This is a genomic window from Calderihabitans maritimus (assembly GCF_002207765.1).
In the GTDB taxonomy this organism is placed as follows: domain Bacteria; phylum Bacillota; class KKC1; order Calderihabitantales; family Calderihabitantaceae; genus Calderihabitans; species Calderihabitans maritimus.
On the sequence record NZ_BDGJ01000004.1, the window covers coordinates 1 to 18,540 of the forward strand.

At 46.0% G+C, this 18,540-nt stretch carries 15 protein-coding genes; all 15 read right to left on the bottom strand.

What is annotated here, in order from left to right; all coding sequences use genetic code 11:
• Positions 1-378 precede the first annotated feature (378 nt).
• The 15 genes from KKC1_RS00915 to KKC1_RS00985 all read right to left on the bottom strand — a co-directional run bounded on the left by KKC1_RS00915 (position 379) and on the right by KKC1_RS00985 (position 18,521).
• A complete protein-coding gene (locus KKC1_RS00915) occupies positions 379-1,692 on the bottom strand; it encodes an amidohydrolase (RefSeq protein WP_238134153.1) in 1,314 nt (437 codons plus the stop codon).
• Complete coding sequence (gene mtnA, locus KKC1_RS00920) at positions 1,689-2,756, bottom strand: S-methyl-5-thioribose-1-phosphate isomerase (RefSeq protein WP_088552640.1); 1,068 nt, start codon at positions 2,754-2,756, stop codon at positions 1,689-1,691. The genes KKC1_RS00915 and mtnA overlap by 4 nt, the downstream gene beginning before the upstream one ends.
• Positions 2,757-2,770: 14 nt before the next feature.
• A complete protein-coding gene (gene mtnP, locus KKC1_RS00925) occupies positions 2,771-3,568 on the bottom strand; it encodes an S-methyl-5'-thioadenosine phosphorylase (protein WP_088552641.1) in 798 nt (265 codons plus the stop codon).
• Between the two features lie 23 nt (positions 3,569-3,591).
• Positions 3,592-4,524 carry a signal recognition particle-docking protein FtsY gene (ftsY, locus tag KKC1_RS00930; protein WP_088552642.1) on the bottom strand — a complete coding sequence of 311 codons (933 nt, stop codon included), beginning with the start codon at positions 4,522-4,524 and terminating at the stop codon, positions 3,592-3,594.
• Positions 4,525-4,600: 76 nt separating this feature from the next.
• On the bottom strand, positions 4,601-5,737 hold the full coding sequence (locus KKC1_RS00935) for a peptidase S7 (RefSeq protein WP_088552643.1): 1,137 nt from the start codon (positions 5,735-5,737) through the stop codon (positions 4,601-4,603).
• Positions 5,738-5,818: 81 nt separating this feature from the next.
• Positions 5,819-9,394 (bottom strand): chromosome segregation protein SMC, encoded by a 3,576-nt coding sequence (gene smc, locus KKC1_RS00940; protein WP_088552644.1) that lies wholly within the window; start codon positions 9,392-9,394, stop codon positions 5,819-5,821.
• Positions 9,395-9,532: 138 nt separating this feature from the next.
• Positions 9,533-10,063, bottom strand: a complete 531-nt coding sequence (cobO, locus tag KKC1_RS00945; RefSeq protein WP_088552645.1) for a cob(I)yrinic acid a,c-diamide adenosyltransferase — start codon at positions 10,061-10,063, stop codon at positions 9,533-9,535.
• Positions 10,064-10,104: 41 nt separating this feature from the next.
• On the bottom strand, positions 10,105-10,455 hold the full coding sequence (locus tag KKC1_RS00950) for a DUF6951 family protein (RefSeq protein WP_088552646.1): 351 nt from the start codon (positions 10,453-10,455) through the stop codon (positions 10,105-10,107).
• A gap of 162 nt (positions 10,456-10,617) precedes the next feature.
• Positions 10,618-11,301: a cobalamin-dependent protein gene (locus tag KKC1_RS00955; protein WP_192868015.1), complete on the bottom strand. Its 684-nt coding sequence runs from the start codon at positions 11,299-11,301 to the stop codon at positions 10,618-10,620.
• 54 nt (positions 11,302-11,355) lie between these two features.
• Positions 11,356-12,708 (bottom strand): NAD(P)/FAD-dependent oxidoreductase, encoded by a 1,353-nt coding sequence (locus KKC1_RS00960; RefSeq protein ID WP_088552648.1) that lies wholly within the window; start codon positions 12,706-12,708, stop codon positions 11,356-11,358.
• Between the two features lie 19 nt (positions 12,709-12,727).
• Positions 12,728-13,453, bottom strand: coding sequence for a 4Fe-4S double cluster binding domain-containing protein (locus tag KKC1_RS00965; protein WP_088552649.1), 726 nt, complete (start codon positions 13,451-13,453; stop codon positions 12,728-12,730).
• 191 nt (positions 13,454-13,644) lie between these two features.
• Positions 13,645-14,709: an MtaA/CmuA family methyltransferase gene (locus KKC1_RS00970; protein ID WP_088552650.1), complete on the bottom strand. Its 1,065-nt coding sequence runs from the start codon at positions 14,707-14,709 to the stop codon at positions 13,645-13,647.
• 24 nt (positions 14,710-14,733) lie between these two features.
• Complete coding sequence (locus KKC1_RS00975) at positions 14,734-15,684, bottom strand: tetrahydromethanopterin S-methyltransferase subunit H family protein (RefSeq protein ID WP_088552651.1); 951 nt, start codon at positions 15,682-15,684, stop codon at positions 14,734-14,736.
• Positions 15,685-15,761: 77 nt separating this feature from the next.
• Positions 15,762-17,729, bottom strand: a complete 1,968-nt coding sequence (locus tag KKC1_RS00980; RefSeq protein ID WP_088552652.1) for an ASKHA domain-containing protein — start codon at positions 17,727-17,729, stop codon at positions 15,762-15,764.
• Between the two features lie 117 nt (positions 17,730-17,846).
• Positions 17,847-18,521: a cobalamin B12-binding domain-containing protein gene (locus KKC1_RS00985; protein ID WP_088552653.1), complete on the bottom strand. Its 675-nt coding sequence runs from the start codon at positions 18,519-18,521 to the stop codon at positions 17,847-17,849.
• Between the last annotated feature and the right edge of the window lie 19 nt (positions 18,522-18,540).

Consider the following 18,540-nt stretch of genomic DNA (forward strand, 5'->3'; position numbering starts at 1 on the left):
TTTGTAAAATAATAATATATTAAGTGGTTACATTGGAGGATATCAGAAGTTACCCAAAAGTACTTGACAGCAACAATTTTGCCAAGTCCGATTTTTTGTGTAAATTCCTTCTGGTAAACTTTTAAGGTCAGAGGTTTATTAAAACCTCCTCCCCGAACAAACTTAACCATTTTCTACTCAAAGTTCGCAGCAGGTTCAGGAAGGGTTTCACGTTTACGTCCGTGCAAACTTGGTGCCAAACTTTAAAAAAATAGAGCCTTTTACAAAGACTCCAACTATACTGTTAACCTCGATTTTAAAGCCTATCAGTGCTAGAATATAGCCTTTCACCCAATAACCAAATATTAACTACTATAGAAAATGCTTGTCTTCACTCGGTTATCTTCCTGCCAGGCGGCGGGCACTCTGTTCTACCTCCCAGTAAACTCGCTCGGTATCGATGGTTTTTACTTCCCGGTTCTCCATAACAACTTTGCCGTCAATAATCACGGTATCCACATCCGCTCCCCTGGCTGCATAAACCAGATGGGCCAACGGGTCATGGTGCGGGTAAAAATGAGGTTGGTTCAAATCTACCAGGATTATGTCAGCCTTATAGCCCGGCTTGATGACCCCCACTTCCTCCGACAAACCCAGAGCTGCGGCTCCCAACCTGGTGGCCATCTCCAAGGCCTGGTAGGCCGGTATGGCGGTAGGATCCTGCATGCTAACTTTCTGCAGCAGGGCAGCGGTACGCATCTCCTCAATAAGGTCCAGATTATTGTTGCTGGCCGGACCGTCGGTGCCTAATCCCACCTTGACTCCCACCTCTAGCATCCGGGAAACGGGGGCGATTCCGCTGGCCAGCTTCATGTTGCTTTCGGGATTATGAACTACTCCCACACCATGCGTTTTTAATATCTCTATTTCCTCCTCGTCCAGGTGGACGCAATGAGCAGCCAAAACTGGAAACTTAAAGAGACCTACTTCTTCCATTAAGCGGATAGGGGTTTTACCATACTGTTTGGTAATATCTCTTACCTCGTCTCGAGTTTCAGCTAGGTGAATATGTATTCCCACCGTTAATTCCGCGGCCATCTCCAGTACCTTATCTAAGTAGTCCGGCGGGCAGGTATAAGGGGCATGAGGCCCGAGCATGACGTTAATCCTACCTTCAGCCTGCCGATGCCAGTTCCGTACCAGCTCTTTGCTTTCCTTGAGCGCCTCATCGCGAGTGGGGGCCACCCCAATCATACCTCGAGACAAGCACGCCCTAATCCCCGTTTCTGCCACCGCTTGAGCTACCTGATCCATAAAAAAGTACATATCCGCAAAAGTAGTAGTTCCTGACCGGATCATTTCCAAAATCGCCAGTTGGGTACCCCAATACACATCCTCCGACTGAAGATTTTCCTCCAACGGCCAAATCTTTTCCCCCAGCCACTGCATGAGTGGTAAATCGTCCGCATAACTCCTGAAAAGAGTCATAGCCGCATGGGTATGGCAGTTGATAAATCCCGGTAGCACCGCCTTACCCCGGGCATCAATAATTTTATCAGGCTTCCAGTCGGCGGGTATGGTTCCTTCGGGCCCTGCGGCCACAATTTTCCCCTGTTCAACGGCTACGTCACCCGTATAATGCAACTCCCCACCATCAGCCAAAGATTTATCCATAGGAATAATCAAACCGTCTTGAATAAGGATCCGGTTCACTTTTCTTTCCTCCCTGAATTATCATCTTGATCATATTGAGCCAACTGAGCCAAAGTCTCTCGATAAGGGGGCCGCGCTATACCCCGGTCGGTAATAATAGCTGTAATCAGGTGATGCGGTGTTACATCAAAAGCCGGATTATAAACCTCTACCTCTTCCGGGACGACTCTCTGCCCGTAAATGCACCTTACCTCCTCACAGTCTCTTTCCTCGATGGGAATTTCGTTGCCGGAATCCAAGGCCAAATCTACGGTGGAAAATGGCGCTGCCACGTAGAACGGGATTCCGTGTTCCTTGGCTAACACCGCTAGGCCATACGTACCAATTTTATTAGCCACGTCACCATTGGCAGCAATACGGTCAGCCCCCACAATCACTAGATCGATCTTTTTTTGCCGCATGACGTACCCAGCCATACTGTCGGTAATTAGAGTCACCGGAATGTTGTCCTGCATCAATTCCCACACCGTCAGGCGGGCTCCTTGCAGTAGAGGACGGGTTTCATCGGCCCATACGTGGATTTCTTTTCCGGCTTCATGAGCGGCGCGAACAACACCTAACGCAGTTCCATAACCTGCCGTTGCTAGCGCGCCGGCATTACAATGAGTCAAAATACCGGCCTTCGGCGGTACCACTTGATTTCCCAGTTGGCCGATACGCCTGTTCATCTCAAGATCTTCTTGATAAATGGCATGAGCTTCCTCTAGCAACCTTTGCTTTATCTCAGGCACTTCTCGCCCGCTTAATTCCTCTATTTTTCTGAGCATGCGATTGACTGCCCAAAAGAGGTTAACTGCTGTAGGACGAGTTTGTTTTAATACCTCCGCTACTCGGTTCATGTGAGCACGGAAGGCTCCTTTTTCATTACCTTCGAAAGCCAGCGCCCCTAAAACCATTCCATAGGCTGCTGCCGCTCCAATAGCCGGAGCACCGCGGACTTTCATGTTTTTGATGGCTTCCGCTACGGCATGAAAATCGCAACACTCTATATATTCCACATGTAACGGCAGTCGCGTCTGGTCGATAAGCTTGAGTTTTCCCTTCTCCCAAATTATGCTTCTCACTGGCTTACTCCTTCCTACAACTGTCCCAATTCTGATACGGCCCTTCCGCAAATGCAGGACCTACTTTCGCCCAACAGAATCTGGTCGACCGCGCTCATAAGCAACCGGCGTAGATTTTGATTGCTTTGGGCCATCATTTCCAGAACCTCCCGATGCGTTAAAAGCTGGGATGAAATACCGGCAGCAAAATTAGTCACCGTAGCAACGGTTGCATAGCATATTTCGGCCTCCCGCGCCAGTACTACTTCCGGAACATTAGTCATGCCCACCAGGTCGCCTCCCAGTCGACGAAACATTTCAATTTCCGCCGGAGTTTCAAACCGGGGTCCTTCCGTACAAACGTAGGTGCCCCTGTCATGTACGGGAAGACCGAGCTCTTTAGCCGCCTCTTTTAAAATCTTGCGCAGTTCGGGGCAATATGGTTCGGTCATATCTATATGTACTACACCGGCCTGACCACCTTCGAAAAAGGTAGATGGCCGGTTCTTGGTAAAATCAAGAAATTGATCTACCAGAACAAACTGTCCCGGTTTCATTTCCCGGTTTAGGGAGCCTACAGCGGCGGTGGCTAAAATGCTCCTTACTCCCAATTCCTTCAAAGCCCGTATGTTGGCACGATAGTTAACCAAGTGGGGAGGCACGGAATGGCCCGTCCCGTGCCGCGGCAAGAAAGCTAATCGTTTTCCGCGGTAGCTACCTAAAATTACTCGAGCCTGTCCATAAGGGGTGGAAATTTCCTTCTCCTCAATCTCCGTAAGCATATCCGGGTCGTAAACTCCGGTACCGCCAATAATTCCTACTTCAACTTCCATATTTCTCCTCCTCTCTGAATTACTCACTGTCCAACCTTTTCTTCTTCTGCGAAAAGGGCCTCAACAAATTCCCCCGGGTCAAAAGGACGTAAATCCTCCAATTTCTCACCAATGCCAATTAGTTTTACCGGTAGGTTAAATTGTGAACTGATGGCAATTATTACCCCTCCTTTGGCCGTCCCATCAAGTTTGGTCAGGACAATACCGGTAACGCCCACTGCTTCCTTGAACAGTTTCACCTGCGAAAGAGCATTTTGACCGGTGGTAGCGTCAAGAACTAAAAGCACCTCGTGAGGAGCCCCGGGATGTTCTCTTTCTATTATTCGCCTTACCTTCTTAAGCTCTTCCATGAGATTGCTTTTGGTATGTAAACGTCCTGCAGTGTCCACAATCAGTACATCTGTTTTTCGTGCCCGGGCTGCCTGAAGCGCATCGTAGACCACTGCTGCTGGATCTGCTCCCTCCTGATGTTTAATCACCTCCACCCCTACCCGCTGGGCCCAGACTTCCAGTTGATCAATAGCGGCTGCCCGGAACGTATCGCCAGCTGCTAACAAAACTTTTCTCCCCTGTTGTTTTAATTGATAAGCCAGCTTGCCGATAGTGGTCGTTTTACCTACGCCATTTACTCCTACCACCATAACCACGTTAGGAGGTTCTTGATCTATGTTCAGTCCCTGCTCTTCCGAACCTAATAAAATCGCCATTTTTTCTTTAAGAATCTCCTGTACCTGTTCCGGTTCATGGAGCTTCTTTTCTTTTACCGCCGCCCGTAGTTGATCGATCAATTCTTCGGTAGCTTCAACTCCTACATCGGCTCCTAATAAAATAGCCTCTAATTCCTCAAAAAAATCTTCATCTATTTCCCTTGTGCGTCGGGTCAGTTCACTGATTTTTTCTACGAGTCCCTGACGGGTTTTGACCAGTCTGTCTCTAAGTCTGGAAAATAGGCCCACGTTAAACCCTCCTGTAAAGACTAAAATAAAAGGTTAAGGTACTTACCTTAACCTTCTGACTATTTTACCACAACCTCTAGCCTATCTCAATCGGTTTACAGAGATCCGTGTATTCTTGGGCTATGCCAAATTTTCGATTTCGTATCTCCGCCTCTTCCTGGGGAGTTCTGGCATCAAAAAATTTTAAACTTAACAGTTCATCTTCATCGGCCAGAGCGAACAGCCGGTCGGAACTTTCTATTACCGATGCCCCCGTAATTTCTCCTTTCTGGTCATGTCCAATGGCTATAATTGGTCGTCCCCATGTGCCGGGCCCGGCATTTGCATCCCCTATATGCATAATGCCTGTTCCACCGGGATGGGTATGTACAATGACTGCCTTGGGGTCAATAAGCCTGCTATAAATTTCCCTTAAAGATTTACCGCTTATATCCACTGCACTGGAGGCCAAAAGACGCGAGGGCACATAACCTATACCTCCGGCCACCATCTTTCCTTGCGATAACACGCGACCGTATTCGTCTACCTTACCGATAACGGCCACTTCTCTACCCTGCCCGACTTCCATGGAGTTTTCTACCAGTTTTTCAGCTAGTTTTCTGTCCACATTCTTTATCTCCAAACGAGGAAGACTCCACTCGCCTCCGGTTCCCCCGTTCTGATAAAAAGACTGCTGCTGTAGATTAACTACCGGTAATTTTTCTCCTACTTCTAGAAACCTCAAGTTTAATTCATTACTCCGCCTCAATACCTCTTTCTCTTCTTCCATGGTTTTACTAGCCAAAGTAGAAAGGCCAATTTGTTCCGCTTCCGTAGCTAGATCAAAAAACTCTGCCCGCGGGTAAATAATACCTATCCCTGCCATCCCTTCTTCTTTAACGCCTATATTAACAATAGGTAAATTGAATAAATCGATTCCCGATACCTCGGTTATCAACCCTGTCTTTCCCGGTCGCGTCATGAGAAATACCGCATTTGCCGGTAGCTGCTCCAAGCCTTCAATTATAGGACGATTTTTCATCGAAGTTACCTGGTCTAACAGCATGCGCAGGGGAATCCCCGTCAAGCCCCCGTCAACTAGTTCGGTACAGCGATCGATATAACCATCTTCATTTACAAGGCCGATGGCCCCTGCATTTCTTCCCTGGCCCAGTTGGTTTGTACGCTCAACAAGAGCATCAACTATGTAACCAGCGATACCTTTAATTCTCAAATTTCATCCCCCCGCAATTCACTGAAAACTAGGTCTATTTTTCCCGGGGGTTAGATGTTCTATGCGAAGGTAAAGAATACCTTAACTCGCCCTAGAAGAAGCTTCGCCCAGCCTCACCGACATTAGTTGAGAAACGCCGGTTTCCTGCATAGTCACCCCGTATAAGGCATCAGCCACTTCCATAGTTCCTTGCCGGTGCGAGATAACAATAAACTGGGTACGGTCAGCAAATTCCTTAAGTAAAGCCGCAAAACGCTCTACATTGTTTTCATCTAAAGAAGCGTCAATTTCATCAAGAATAACCAGAGGACTGGGTTTAACACGTAAAAGGGCAAACAGTAAGGCAATTACGGTTAAGGCTTTTTCGCCACCCGATAGGAGATTTAAGTGTTGTAATTTTTTACCCGGAGGCTGGGCGACAATCTCAACTCCAGTCTCCAAAAGGTTTTCAGGATTTGCCAATTGAAGTTCCGCTCTTCCCCCGCCGAAAAGACGGCGGAATATTTCACAAAACGCCTGGCTGACAGCAGCAAAAGTAGTCTCGAAACGTTTACTCATAATAGCATCCATCTTCTGAATTACCTGCTGCAAGTAATTTTCCGCCTGGAACAAATCGTTTCTCTGCCGGCTTAAGAAATCATAACGTTCTTTAAGACGACGGTAATCCTCCAGAGCAGCCATATTCACGGTTCCTAACCTTTTAATACTCTTTTTCAACCTTTCCACTTTCTTGGATGCCGCATCCGGGTCGTCAATCCGGCTAGGCTTCGTCAGTACTTCTTTCAAAGTAAGGCCAAATCGCTCATGGATTGTTTTTTCTCTGTTCGCCCTCTCCGCTTCTAAGCGAGCATAATTTATTTCTGCCCGGTGTAGTTTTTCCTTGACCTCGTCAATTTGTCTTTGCGCTACTTTGATTTCTTCTTCCTTCCGCTGGAGATCTGCCGCGCATTTTTCCCGTTCTTGCCGCAACAACTCCAGTTCCGCTTCCTTGCGGCTCTTGACCTTTTTCAATTCCCGCAACCTATTCTCCAGCTTACTCCTTTCCTCGGTTGCTTCTGCCATGCGATTTTCTGTGTCCTCAAGTTCTTTCTGTCGTCTAGCAAGAGCCTTTTCATATTCATCCCTAGTCTGATAAAAATCTTTAAGAAAATGCTGTAATCCGGTCTCCTCCTGACGTAAAGAAGCAAGTTCAATGCGCAACTCGGTGATAGCTCCTATTTTCTTTTCTTTTTTGCTTTGAAGGTTTTCTATTTTTTCCCGGCACCTGTCTATGATTTCCGTAAGGTTTTTCTCCCTCACTTTCAACTGATCAAGTTTTGCCTCCAGTTCCTTTTTGCCGGAGTTGAGTCTGTTAATCTCTTCCCGGGTTTCCTCCAGTTCTACCTCCAAGACGCCCTCGCTCTCTTTAATCTCTTCCAGTTCTTGTCTGAAATGCTCCAAATCCCTCTGCAAACCGGCGATAACCAACCGTGCCTCCCGTATTTCTTCTTCCACCTGATTAATTTGTTCCGTAACCTGTACCAATTTCTCCTGCTGCATTTTAGTCAACTGCTCTTCCCGCTCTATCTCCTCATTTAAATATTTAAGTTGCTCTTTTAACTGCCGGATTTGCCGTAAACGGGCAAGTAGACTGCTCCCTGACTTCCGGTAACTGCCGCCGGTAAAACTTCCTCCAGGATTTATTACATCTCCCTCCAAAGTGACTACTTTAAGGTTGTATCCGAGCGCCCGGGCCACCTTTTGAGCCACCTTGAGATTGCTGGTGACCAAAACCCCTCCTAGTAAATACTTAACTACCGAAGCGAATTTTTCCTCACAGCGTACCAAATCAGCAGCGGCTCCGAGAACTCCCGACCAAGATAAAACTTTTTGGGCTTCAGGGGGTAAAACCCGGGGTTTAATCACCTCTAAAGGTAAGAAAGTGGCTCTTCCTGCCTTTTCTCTTTTGAGAAATTCGATAGCTTGCCGAGCATGGCGCGCGGTATCAGTTACTATATACTGCAGCGCACCGCCTAAGGCAACTTCCACCGCCCTTTCGTAAGAAGTCGGAACTCTTAAGATTTCGGCCACTACGCCATAAATTCCGGTACAAATTGATTTTTCCCGGCATGCTTTCAATACCGCCCTTACTCCTCCTTGATATCCTTCATAACTGTTTTCCATTTCTTGCAGTACCTGTAGGCGAGAAGATGCCTGGCGGGCTTCTTCCTTTAATTTATTCAGGCTTTCCTGTCTCCCCACCAGTTTCTGCTGCTCTTCTTCTCTTTGGCGGAGCAATTCCCTTCGTTTTCCCTCTAAGTTTCCAAAGTCAACCTTACAGGCCTTAAGCCGGACTTCTAATTCCTTAATTTTTTGTATAATTTTCTCCTTGTTTCCTTTCAGACTCTTAAAGTTCTCTTCCAATCTTAAACTTCGCTGGACTGCTCCATGTAATTGCTGTTCCTGCCGGGTAAATTCATTCCTTCCATGACTAATTTCATTTAGAAGATCAAATAGTTCAGCTTTTGCTTGTTTCTCCTTGCTTTCCTGCTCCTTTAGTTCTCTCTCCAAAGAAGCCAGTTCTGTTTCCTGCTCTCGGACCGCCTGTTCTTTGGCAGCTATCTGGTCCTGCAGGTGGCGGTGTTCCTCCTCCCGCTGGGCAAACTTGGCCCCCAAATCTTCCAGTTTCCTCGCCAATTCTTTTCTCTCCGCTTGTAATCTAAATAACTTTTCTTGCAACGATTTTATTCTTTCCAGCGTAACGCTCACCGCACCTTCTGCCCGTTCCGTCTCGTTTGTTAGCTCATAAACCTCTTCCATAAGACGACTTACCTGCTTGTCTACTTTCTGCAACTCCGAACGGGCCCGTTCCCCAGCTTCTCTTACCTGGTACGCCTGGGCCTGCCGCATAGCCAGGGCATTTTTCCATTCTTCAACCTCTCCTGCCGCCTCTTCCAATTGTTCTTGTAACATCCTTAACTCGTAGTTGATTAATTCAAGTTCCAGTTCCTTAAGTTCTTTCTCCAGTTTCTTATATTCGGAGGCTTTCTCCGCCTGTTTTTTAAGCGGTTCCAGTTGCGATTGTAATTCCAGAATAAGATCATTAATTCTTTCTAAACTGTTTCTTGTTTCCTCAAGTTTTCTCTGGGCTTCCTTTTTACGCCGACGGTACTTGACAACTCCTGCCGCTTCCTCGATCAAACCTCTTCTTTCCTCTGGCCGCGAATTCAGAATTTCCGTTACATTTCCCTGCCCAATTATAGAAAAAGCTTCCTTCCCCAAACCGGTATTTAAAAATAAATCCTGAAGATCACGTAAGCGGCATGGAGTCTTGTTAATTAAATATGTGCTTTCTCCTGAACGAAAAAGACGTCGCGTTGCTGCTACTTCGTTAAAATCCAGAGGTAGCATCCCGTCGGAATTATCAAAGATTAAAGAAACTTCTGCCCTGCTTACCGCCTTTCGCTTGTCACTCCCGGCAAAAATAACGTCTTCCATTTTGAAGCCCCGAAGCGTCTTGGCGCTTTGTTCTCCCAGTACCCAACGCACTGCGTCCGTAATATTACTCTTTCCGCTTCCGTTAGGACCAACGATAACTGTAATTCCCGGCCCAAAATCCAACTGAACTTTATCGGCAAAGGATTTAAAACCCTGCAACTCCAGACGCTTAAGATACACCGGTTCTCCTCCTTACTGCCCTAAAATCCCTAAATATTTTACCACATCTGCCAGAAAAAACCCACGACCAGAGTAGTCTTGCAACGGACCAGTGCGCAAAAAATAAAAAAGAAAACGCCCAAGGCGCTTTTTTAAAACTTAGTATTCAATCCCCCGACGACTGCCGATACCTTTTTGATAAGGGTGCTTAATACTTCTCATTTCCGTCACCAGGTCTGCCGCCTGAATCAACTCTTCGGGGGCATTTCTTCCCGTCATAACCAACTCAACACCTTCTGGTTTATGGCGGATCAACTCCAACACTTCCTTCACATCAATGAGATTATAATAAAGAGCATTAGTTATTTCATCCAGAATGATGATCTCCGCCCTTGGGTTTTTGATTAAATCCCAAACAAAATCCATGGCCTCCCGGGCCAAAATCCGGTCTTCCTCTTGAATTCCCCTGACGGCAATAAAACCCGGAGCACCGAAAGATTTTATCTGCACCTCAGGATAAAGTCGAGCAATCGATTTTAATTCTCCGTAATTTTGTCCGGTTTTCAGAAATTGGACAATAAATACTCGGAAACCGTGACCGACTGCCCGGAGAGATAAACCCAAGGCGGCAGTTGTTTTCCCTTTGCTGTCTCCGGTATAGAGCTGTACCAAGCCCTTCTCTAAAACCATTTCCTTACCCCCAATCCTGCTGTCATTTGACTCTTAATACCCTATTCATTATTCTGGTCGGAAAACACTTCCTCTTCCTCTTTGGTAATTTGGAAAATTACATCCTTAGGAAGTGCCGCATCAAGTTCTACTTGAATAGCCTTCAGAATAGCACTCGGCATCGGACAATCGGTGTGTTTAACTTCTTCATGGGCCAAGCGATAAATTAAGGAATCTCTTATGCGGCTAAAAACACCCCGTGTACAGTCAACCTCTCCCAACCTGGCGTTCATAGCCTGCATAGCCGGACAAGCACTGATTATCTGTACTCTCACCGTCAGCCTTTCTACACGCTGTACTTTGATGACGCTGGTGAACCCGCAGATTCCAGCGTAAACTTTTACCCGAGTCATATTTTCCTCCTGTAGAATTTATTTAAATATGTATATACCTTTGTATACACCAACTAATTCTATCCAAGACAGCGAGTTCACCCTTAACAGAGAAAAACTTTCCTCAATCAACTATTAAATCACCTCCGAAGATTTCAAAATGATGCTTAAAATGTGATGCCTTCAGCTTTCAGTTGTACTCTGCACTTCTTTCAAAACCCGAAGAAGATTGATAGCATCTTTAACTGCGTTGTTGGCGTCGGGAGAATACCCGTCTGCCCCAAATTTTGCCGCCAGCTCCTCCGTTAAGGGCGCACCACCTACCATTATTTTGGCTTCCGGTTTTCTTTCTTTTACTTGCCTAATAACCTCCGGCATTTCCGTCATAGTTGTGGTCATCATAGCGGAAATACATATCAGGTTCGCGTCTGTATTCATCAGTTCAGCCACAAAGCGCTCCGGGGATACATCTCTGCCCAAATCGACAACTTCAAATCCCGCCACCTCGAACATTATGCGCACCAAGTTTTTCCCGATGTCGTGAATATCTCCCCTTACTACACCTATAATAACTTTTCCTTTGACTGCTGTTTCCCCCTGGTATCTAAGATGCGGACGCAATATATCCAGCCCCGCATATAGGGCGTCAGCGCACATCAGCATTTCCGGAATGAAATATATCTGTTCCTCATAGAGACGCCCTACTTCCTCCATTCCTGCTACTAATCCATCAAAAACGGCACGATGAACGTCCATTCCTAACTGCAATACCTCACGGCTGGCAGCAATTACTTCCGTCTCATCGTAGTTAATGACTCCTTCTTTTAACCTTCGAAGAAGTTCCTGTTCTTTTTCAGGAGTCAGCACAATCATATACCCCCAAAATATCAGAATATTATAAAATTAAAACCCACACCATAATCATTTTTCATTTTTTTGATAGAGTAGGAATAGTAATTGATCAAGTGCCTGGGCTAACGGACCGTACGGCCAATTGACGGCAGGAGTATAGCAGTTTTCACTCAGAGACAATCTTTCTATGGGAACCTGTTCAGTCATACTTAAGGCTAACCTATCGAGATCGCCCGGCATAGTTTCTTCCGAAATTATCTGAGCACCCACTAGCCTGTGCGCGCGAGCATCTGCCAGCAATTTAATGAATATTGGTTTGCCCTGCAGGTAGAAAGGTTTGGTTATACCTTTATGAAAAACCGTTATTAAATCTTGGGGCGCAAATTCTTTTGCCGCTTTTTTCTGGTTGTATCCAACCGACCCCACATATAGCCCAGCTATCCGCATAATAAAATTGAAAGTAGTGCCGTTAAACGGAACAGGATAGTCGAGCACCGCATTTCTGGCCGCTATCTTACCCGTACGAACTGCGTTTAACGCCAGCATACATAAAGCCGGTTTGTCTCCAATAATATCCCGTATTTCTACTGCATCTCCGATGGCAAAAATATCCGGTTTGCTCGTACGCAAATATTGATCAACCTTAATTCCTCCGGTAATTCCAATCTCCAAACCGCATTGTTTTGCCAGTTCCACTCTGGGCTTGAAGCCGGTACAGAATACTATAAAGTCTGCCGCGATTGTTTCTCCATTGCCTAAAGTTATTTTCTTCTTTCCTTCTACTGTTTCTATCTCTTTAATAATTTCACCAAAAATAAATGTGATTCCTTCCGCCTCAAGTTTTTCTCTTAAAATATCGGCCATGTCCTTGTCCAGCACTTTAGGTAGCAGATGATCCTCGGCCTCTACTACATATACTTTCTCATAATTGCGCTGCACCAACGCCTCGGCCACCTCCAGACCTACAGCGCCAGCTCCTACGATAATCGCCGAATTATAACGGGGAATAGCTTCTCGTAGGCGAAAAGCATAGTCAATATCGGTTCCCAGTACAAATTCGTTACATCCGTCTCTCCCTGGAATCGGTGGAACAGTAGGTTCTGAACCGGTGGCCAATATTAAAGCATCATACGCGTATTGCTTTCCGCCAGCCAATATCACTTTTCTATCCGGATCAATATGGGTGACCTCCGTTCGGAAGTGATAAAAAATATTATTTTGTTCCAGCGCTTTGGCGTCAAACTGGATAATATTTTCAAAGTCGGGAATTTCCCCACTTAAAACATAGGTAATTTCGCACGGCCGATACCCTGCCACTTCCCTCTTAGTAAAAACATCCACTCTGGTTCCCGGCCGATACTGCACAATAGTGCGGGCAGCCACTGCCGCCGAACTACTGCCACCTACAATCACCACCCGCATCAGGCAACTCCTCCCTAATTCAATCTTCCTCTGCCTTCTGTTCACGCCCTATGGGGCAAGCTGCGATACACCTGCCGCAAATATAACGGCCATAGAGAAGATAATTTTTTTCCAGCTGTTGACGGCATGCTTCCGTATCGATTACAGGAACGTTGATTTCCGGTCTAACCCATTGGCGATCTTTAATGGCTTTGGCCGGGCAAGCTTCAACGCAACACCTGCATTTCCCGCACTTCCCGAAGACATACGGCTTTACACTGGTAGCCAGAGGAGCATCAGTAAGTACAGTCGCCCAACTCACCCGCGGCCCGTATTCCGGAGTAACAACTAGCCCGTTCTTACCTATCCAACCCAAACCCGAACAGGTCACCGCCGTCTTATGGGAAAACAGCCTAAAAAGTCTGGCCACAAATCGCCGATCCGGACGGTGCGAGTCCGGGGGAATAGCCAGACTCCGGCAACCTAAAAAGCGTAAGAATTTGACTGTTTGATTGGCTATCTGTTCCAGCAATCTATCAATTTCTGGAAAGTAGCTATTGTATAATTCTTCCTTAGAGCTCATGTCTCCTCTTGGATGTTCAATACCAATACTCACAGCTACCGGCATATGCTTCAGCTCCGGGGCCAATCCCACACTCACGTCACCAAATCCAACCAGAGTTGCCCCCCATTCCCTTATTTTCTGTTTGAGAAACTCTCCCTCTAATAACAGAGCTTTTTGTTTGTTTATCCGTGCAGGTTCCATGCTCTTTCTCCCTTCCCCGGATCACATACACCTATCGCATAAATTCGCAAAATGTTTATCCGTACCATCTCTTGAACGTTCCAACGGAGCACTGACTGCACGTAGTAGAAACTGACGAATTTAACCCAAAAGATTGACGTGGGGAAATGGCATGTAAAAACCATTTCCCCACCGTTCCCCGCTGAGCTCCATTAACTTACAGCTTTCTTCCGCGCCCATTTGGACGCCCCATATTTTTTAACCGTCTCAACCATAGTTTTTAAATTTTCAATAGGCGCGGTAGGCCAGATGTCACAACTGGGCCATACGGCATCAACCGTCCCTTCGATGCTCTTCAGCACAGCGGCTTCAACATCTTCAGGCTTCCCGTTGACCAGTACATTATAAGCGTCAATGTTGCCAAAGAGCAAAGTTTCCGGCCCAATAACTTCTCGACTTGCCAGCAGGTCATTTTTCTGTTCAACACTAAGGGCTCCCGCACCAGTTTCTTTCATGATGTCCATGATCTTATTGGTTCCCCCGCAGATGTGCAAAACATGGGGACAACTAAGATTGTCGAATATCTTCTTCAGATGGGGATAGATAACAGCCTTGAATGCTCTAGGACTAAGCACATCCGTAGTAGCACCCATCTCCCGCACACAGATATAGTCGGCTCCAGCCTTTATGTATTCTTGAGCAATAGCAATCAAAACATCCGTCAACCGCTCTAGCATCTGATTCACTAAATCCTGTTTCTTAAAACAAAGCTTGAACAGATCGTTCAAATCCATCAACTGTCCCGCCAAAGTGAAAGGACCCAAAATATAAGTTCCGATAGCCACTTCTTTGCCTAAATCTTGTTTCAAAAGGCGGATTGCCTCCGCTACTACCGGTACCCTTCCCTCTTCCGTCACCCTGTCGGGAATAGGGAATGTTGTCATTTCCTCTTCCGAATGAACAATCTTTTCTTTGATGGTCGGATATAAAAGCTGTTTCACGTCGGCATAAGGATTCATCACGCAGCCTAAGGCTTCTGCTTCTACACATAAATCAAAAGGAACTACCGCGCATTCATAACCAAAAAGCTGGTATGAAGTAGCTGCTGCCTGAGCCATTTTCTTAGCATCGCCGTGCAGCTCGGGAAAGTGATACCCGAGACCTTCAAAACCTGCAGTCGTAACATTTCCCATGCCGCTGAAACAGGCAATTCTATCAACATCCTCACCGTTTAATAAACCCAATACTCTCTCCCTAGGCGTAAGTTTATCAGTCAAAATGAACTCCCTCCCGTATTTTTTTTAAGAAGCGCTGCTACCGCGCAGTTTATCGGCAAAATCGTTGAAAAACTTATACAAAGGATGATTCGGGTTGCTCGGTAATTCCTTCCTTTCTTGATAAGCCAGGGTGCTTAAAATTAAACTTGCGCTCGTCACTGCCGGTACTATCCTGGGCATGGCGACAATAGGTCCGGTAAACATAAAGTCGCTCCATAGGAGAGCCCCGACCGCCTGACCTGCGCCGTCCATTGCCTTAAACCCATCGCTTCCAAATATTTCTCGTGCTTGTTTCCACATCCAGGTTCCGTTGGAGGCTGCCACTCCTGCCGGCCAGCCGAACTCTTCTTTTAACATTTTACATGCTAAGGCCGAAAACCCTATAGCCGGCAGATTCATTACTGAAGTATCTATTAAGATGGTCTCAAAAGTATCCTCCCCGATCATTTCCATCATTTTGCGGAATGATTTGACCCGTCCGGCCGGTGTCTGGTCCCCCTCGTCAAAGACTTGAACAACCACATGCTTAACTCCCATGTCCTTAAGCTCCTGGATCTGGCCAGGAATGTCTTTATCCCAAGGTGTGATGCTGTTGTACAGCACCCGGTCCTGAAGTCCCAATTCTGCTATATAGCGCATGGCTTCCAGACGCGCTTTCTGAACCCACATGTCAATTCCAAAAGGTTTATCGCTAATACTGGTAAAAAAATCTACATAGGCTTTCATTTCATCTGCACTGGTTGCAACCATGGCCACTATGGCCGGTATACCTGACAATTCCGAAAGTTCTTCCTGTCGTTTAACGTAATCAGTTGCTTTCTTTTTATTAAATTTTCTCTCCTTACGACTTTCAAGTATTTTATCTCCATTATGAAACATCGATGAAATCAATAAAGGTGGATTTTCTCCAGGTTGTCCTCCTATCCTAATGTTTCCTATGGAACAAACTCTTTGAGGAGTTTTAAAATTGAACATTTTATCACCTCATTAAAGTTAAAATTATCTACCGAGGATTTAGAGCTTAGTTCAGGAAACTTTGGCAAATAATTCTTCTACCCAGCTTTCTTTTTGGTTCTTTCCTCTACCTCTTTTAAGATTTCTTGTAAATGTGGAAACTCATCTTTACCGTGCGGTATTGGCATAGCCTCGGCAAATCTTTGCTGAAAATCCTCCTCGATAGCCGTTTCTACAAACTCCACTTCTCGAGCTACTTTGTTAGCTTCCACTCTTTTATCTTTGTCGAGCAAAGCAATTTGGGCCCCGTCTCCTGCAGCGTTACCTACCGCCACCACTTTATCCAGAGGGCAATCCGGGAACATGCCTAAAATCATAGCCCGTTTGGTGTCGATATAGCTGCCGAATGCTCCCGCCAGGGTCACGCTGTCCACCTTATCCACACCGAGCTTCTCCATCAAGTATTTCCCGCCTACGTACAGGGCAGCCTTGGCTAACTGTACCGCCCGCACGTCGGCTTGGGTGACCACGATATCTTTTCCAATTGACGTCTCTTCAGCCCATGCCAGAACGTACTCATATTTCCCGTCTTCGCCCCGGCGTATCCTGGGAGTATTCAGGTTTTTGTTAAACCTGCCACTTTTATTGATAATACCGGCCGTAAACATTTCGGCTATCACATCAATAATCCCGGACCCACAAAGTCCCTTCGCATCGGTCTTCTTGATATCGGGGTACCACTCTTCCTTCCCAATGACTTTATACCGGGGTTCCAGCGTTTCAGGATCAATTCTAACTTTTTCAATAGCACCGGGGGCAGCCCTCATACCGAACTTGATTTGCGCACCCTCCAGTGCCGGTCCGGTAGCACAGGAAGTACAAAGCATTTTCTTACTGTTGCCCAGGTCAATCTCGCCGTTAGTTCCGATATCGATTATCATGCGAATTTCTTTGTCTTGTTTGTAAGGTTCTTCAGCAATCATAACTCCCATATTGTCTGCACCCACGAATCCGGCTTCGATAGGCAGTACATGAATGTTACCGCAGGGATTAATCTTGATCCCGAGGTCCCGGGCTTTAATATCCAGAGACTCCTTTACTGCCGGAGCAAAGGGTGAACGCCCCATAAATTTGGGTTCGATATTCAAGGCAATGTGATGCATAGCCGTATTGAATACTAGAACCACTTCCTGAACCTGTTCCATGGAAATATTTACATCTTCTGCCATCTTGGCTATCAGAGTGTTTATCCCGTCAATAATGGCTTCATGCATTCTCTGCAATCCACCTTCATTCATCATGGAATAGGTAATGCGGGATAGAACGTCCTCTCCGTACCGCACTTGAGGATTCATCATAGACTTTTTGCTCAGCTGCTGGCCACTGTTAAGATCCATCAAGTAGGCAGCAACAGTGGTTGTCCCGATGTCAATGGCTACGCCATAATTGCCTTCAGCAAGTCCCGGCTCGACCATAATTATTTCTTGGTCGTTCCAAACGGTAGCCGTAACTTTCCAATCGCCTTCCCGTAAGATTATGGGCAGTTTGGTTAAAACAAAATAATCGATCCGCAAGTTTTGAGGTAGCTCATATTTCTCATGTAGGGCTTCCCTTAACCGCTCAAAATCTCCCCGGTGATCCTCTAGCGTAGCCGGCGATAATTCTACATAATATTTTTTAACTGCCGGATTCAGGTTGAAGACCCGTTCTTTACCCGTCTCCAGTACTACCTGCTGGGCTCCCCTGCTTTCCTCCGGCACGAAAACTAAGACATCTCCTTTAATCTCCGCTGCGCATGCCAACCGGTAACTGTTATTAATTTCCTCCTGCGTAAGAAAATCTTTTTCTTCTTCCGTAAGTGGCGACAGGTTGGACATGCGGGAATCAATAGCAAATTTTTCAAAATATCCTTCCTCGATCTTGACCTTGCATTTGCCGCAAACTTTGGCTGCTCCACAGACAGCCTCAATATCTACTCCCAACTCGTGAGAAGCCTGTAATAGAGTTTTCCCTTCCTCTACCTTCCCCCGTCGCCCCGACGGTTGAAAAATCACAGTATGTTCCATCCTGTAAATCCTCCTTAACTTCCGGAGTCCAAACCACTTTTTCAAGTAGTTAATTACCTGGACAGAAGTAATTTTTTATAGTAAAATTATTTTTACTTTACTATTTCTTTACTATTTCTATGATGTTTTTTGTAAATCTCTGAGGGAGCTAATCATGGCTATAGCATCTTTTAACGCGTTATTGGCATCCGGCGCATAGCCATCGGCTCCCCACTTTTGTGCCAATTCTTCATTTACAGGAGCTCCCCCGATCATAATCTTGGCTTTGGGATTTTTCTCTTTAATCATCTTAATTACTTCCGGCATCCCTACCATGGTGGTAGTCATCATAGCCGAAAGACACACGAGGTCAGAATCTGTCTTCAGCTGTTCTTCCACAAACTTTTCTAAAGGCACATCTCGACCCAAATCATGAATGGTAAATCCTGACGCTTCAAACATCATCTTCACAATGTTCTTCCCAATGTCGTGAACATCTCCTTGTACTACACCCATGATTACCTGTCCCTTAACTCCTGTATCTTTAGTTTTCAAATGGGGCTTCAAAATTTCCAATCCTGCGTACATAGCATCAGCACACATAAGAAGCTCCGGAACAAAATATTCCTGCTCTTCATAAAGTTGTCCCACGCGTTCCATTCCCGGTACCAAACCATCAAAAATTGCTTTATGGGCATCTATGCCCAACTCCAATGCTTCCTCAGCCGCTTGACGCACCGCTTCTTCGTCAAATTCTATTACGCCCTGCTTAAGTCTCTCCAAAATCTCCTTTTCCTTTTCCGGACTGACCATGCTAGAATACCTCCTCTGT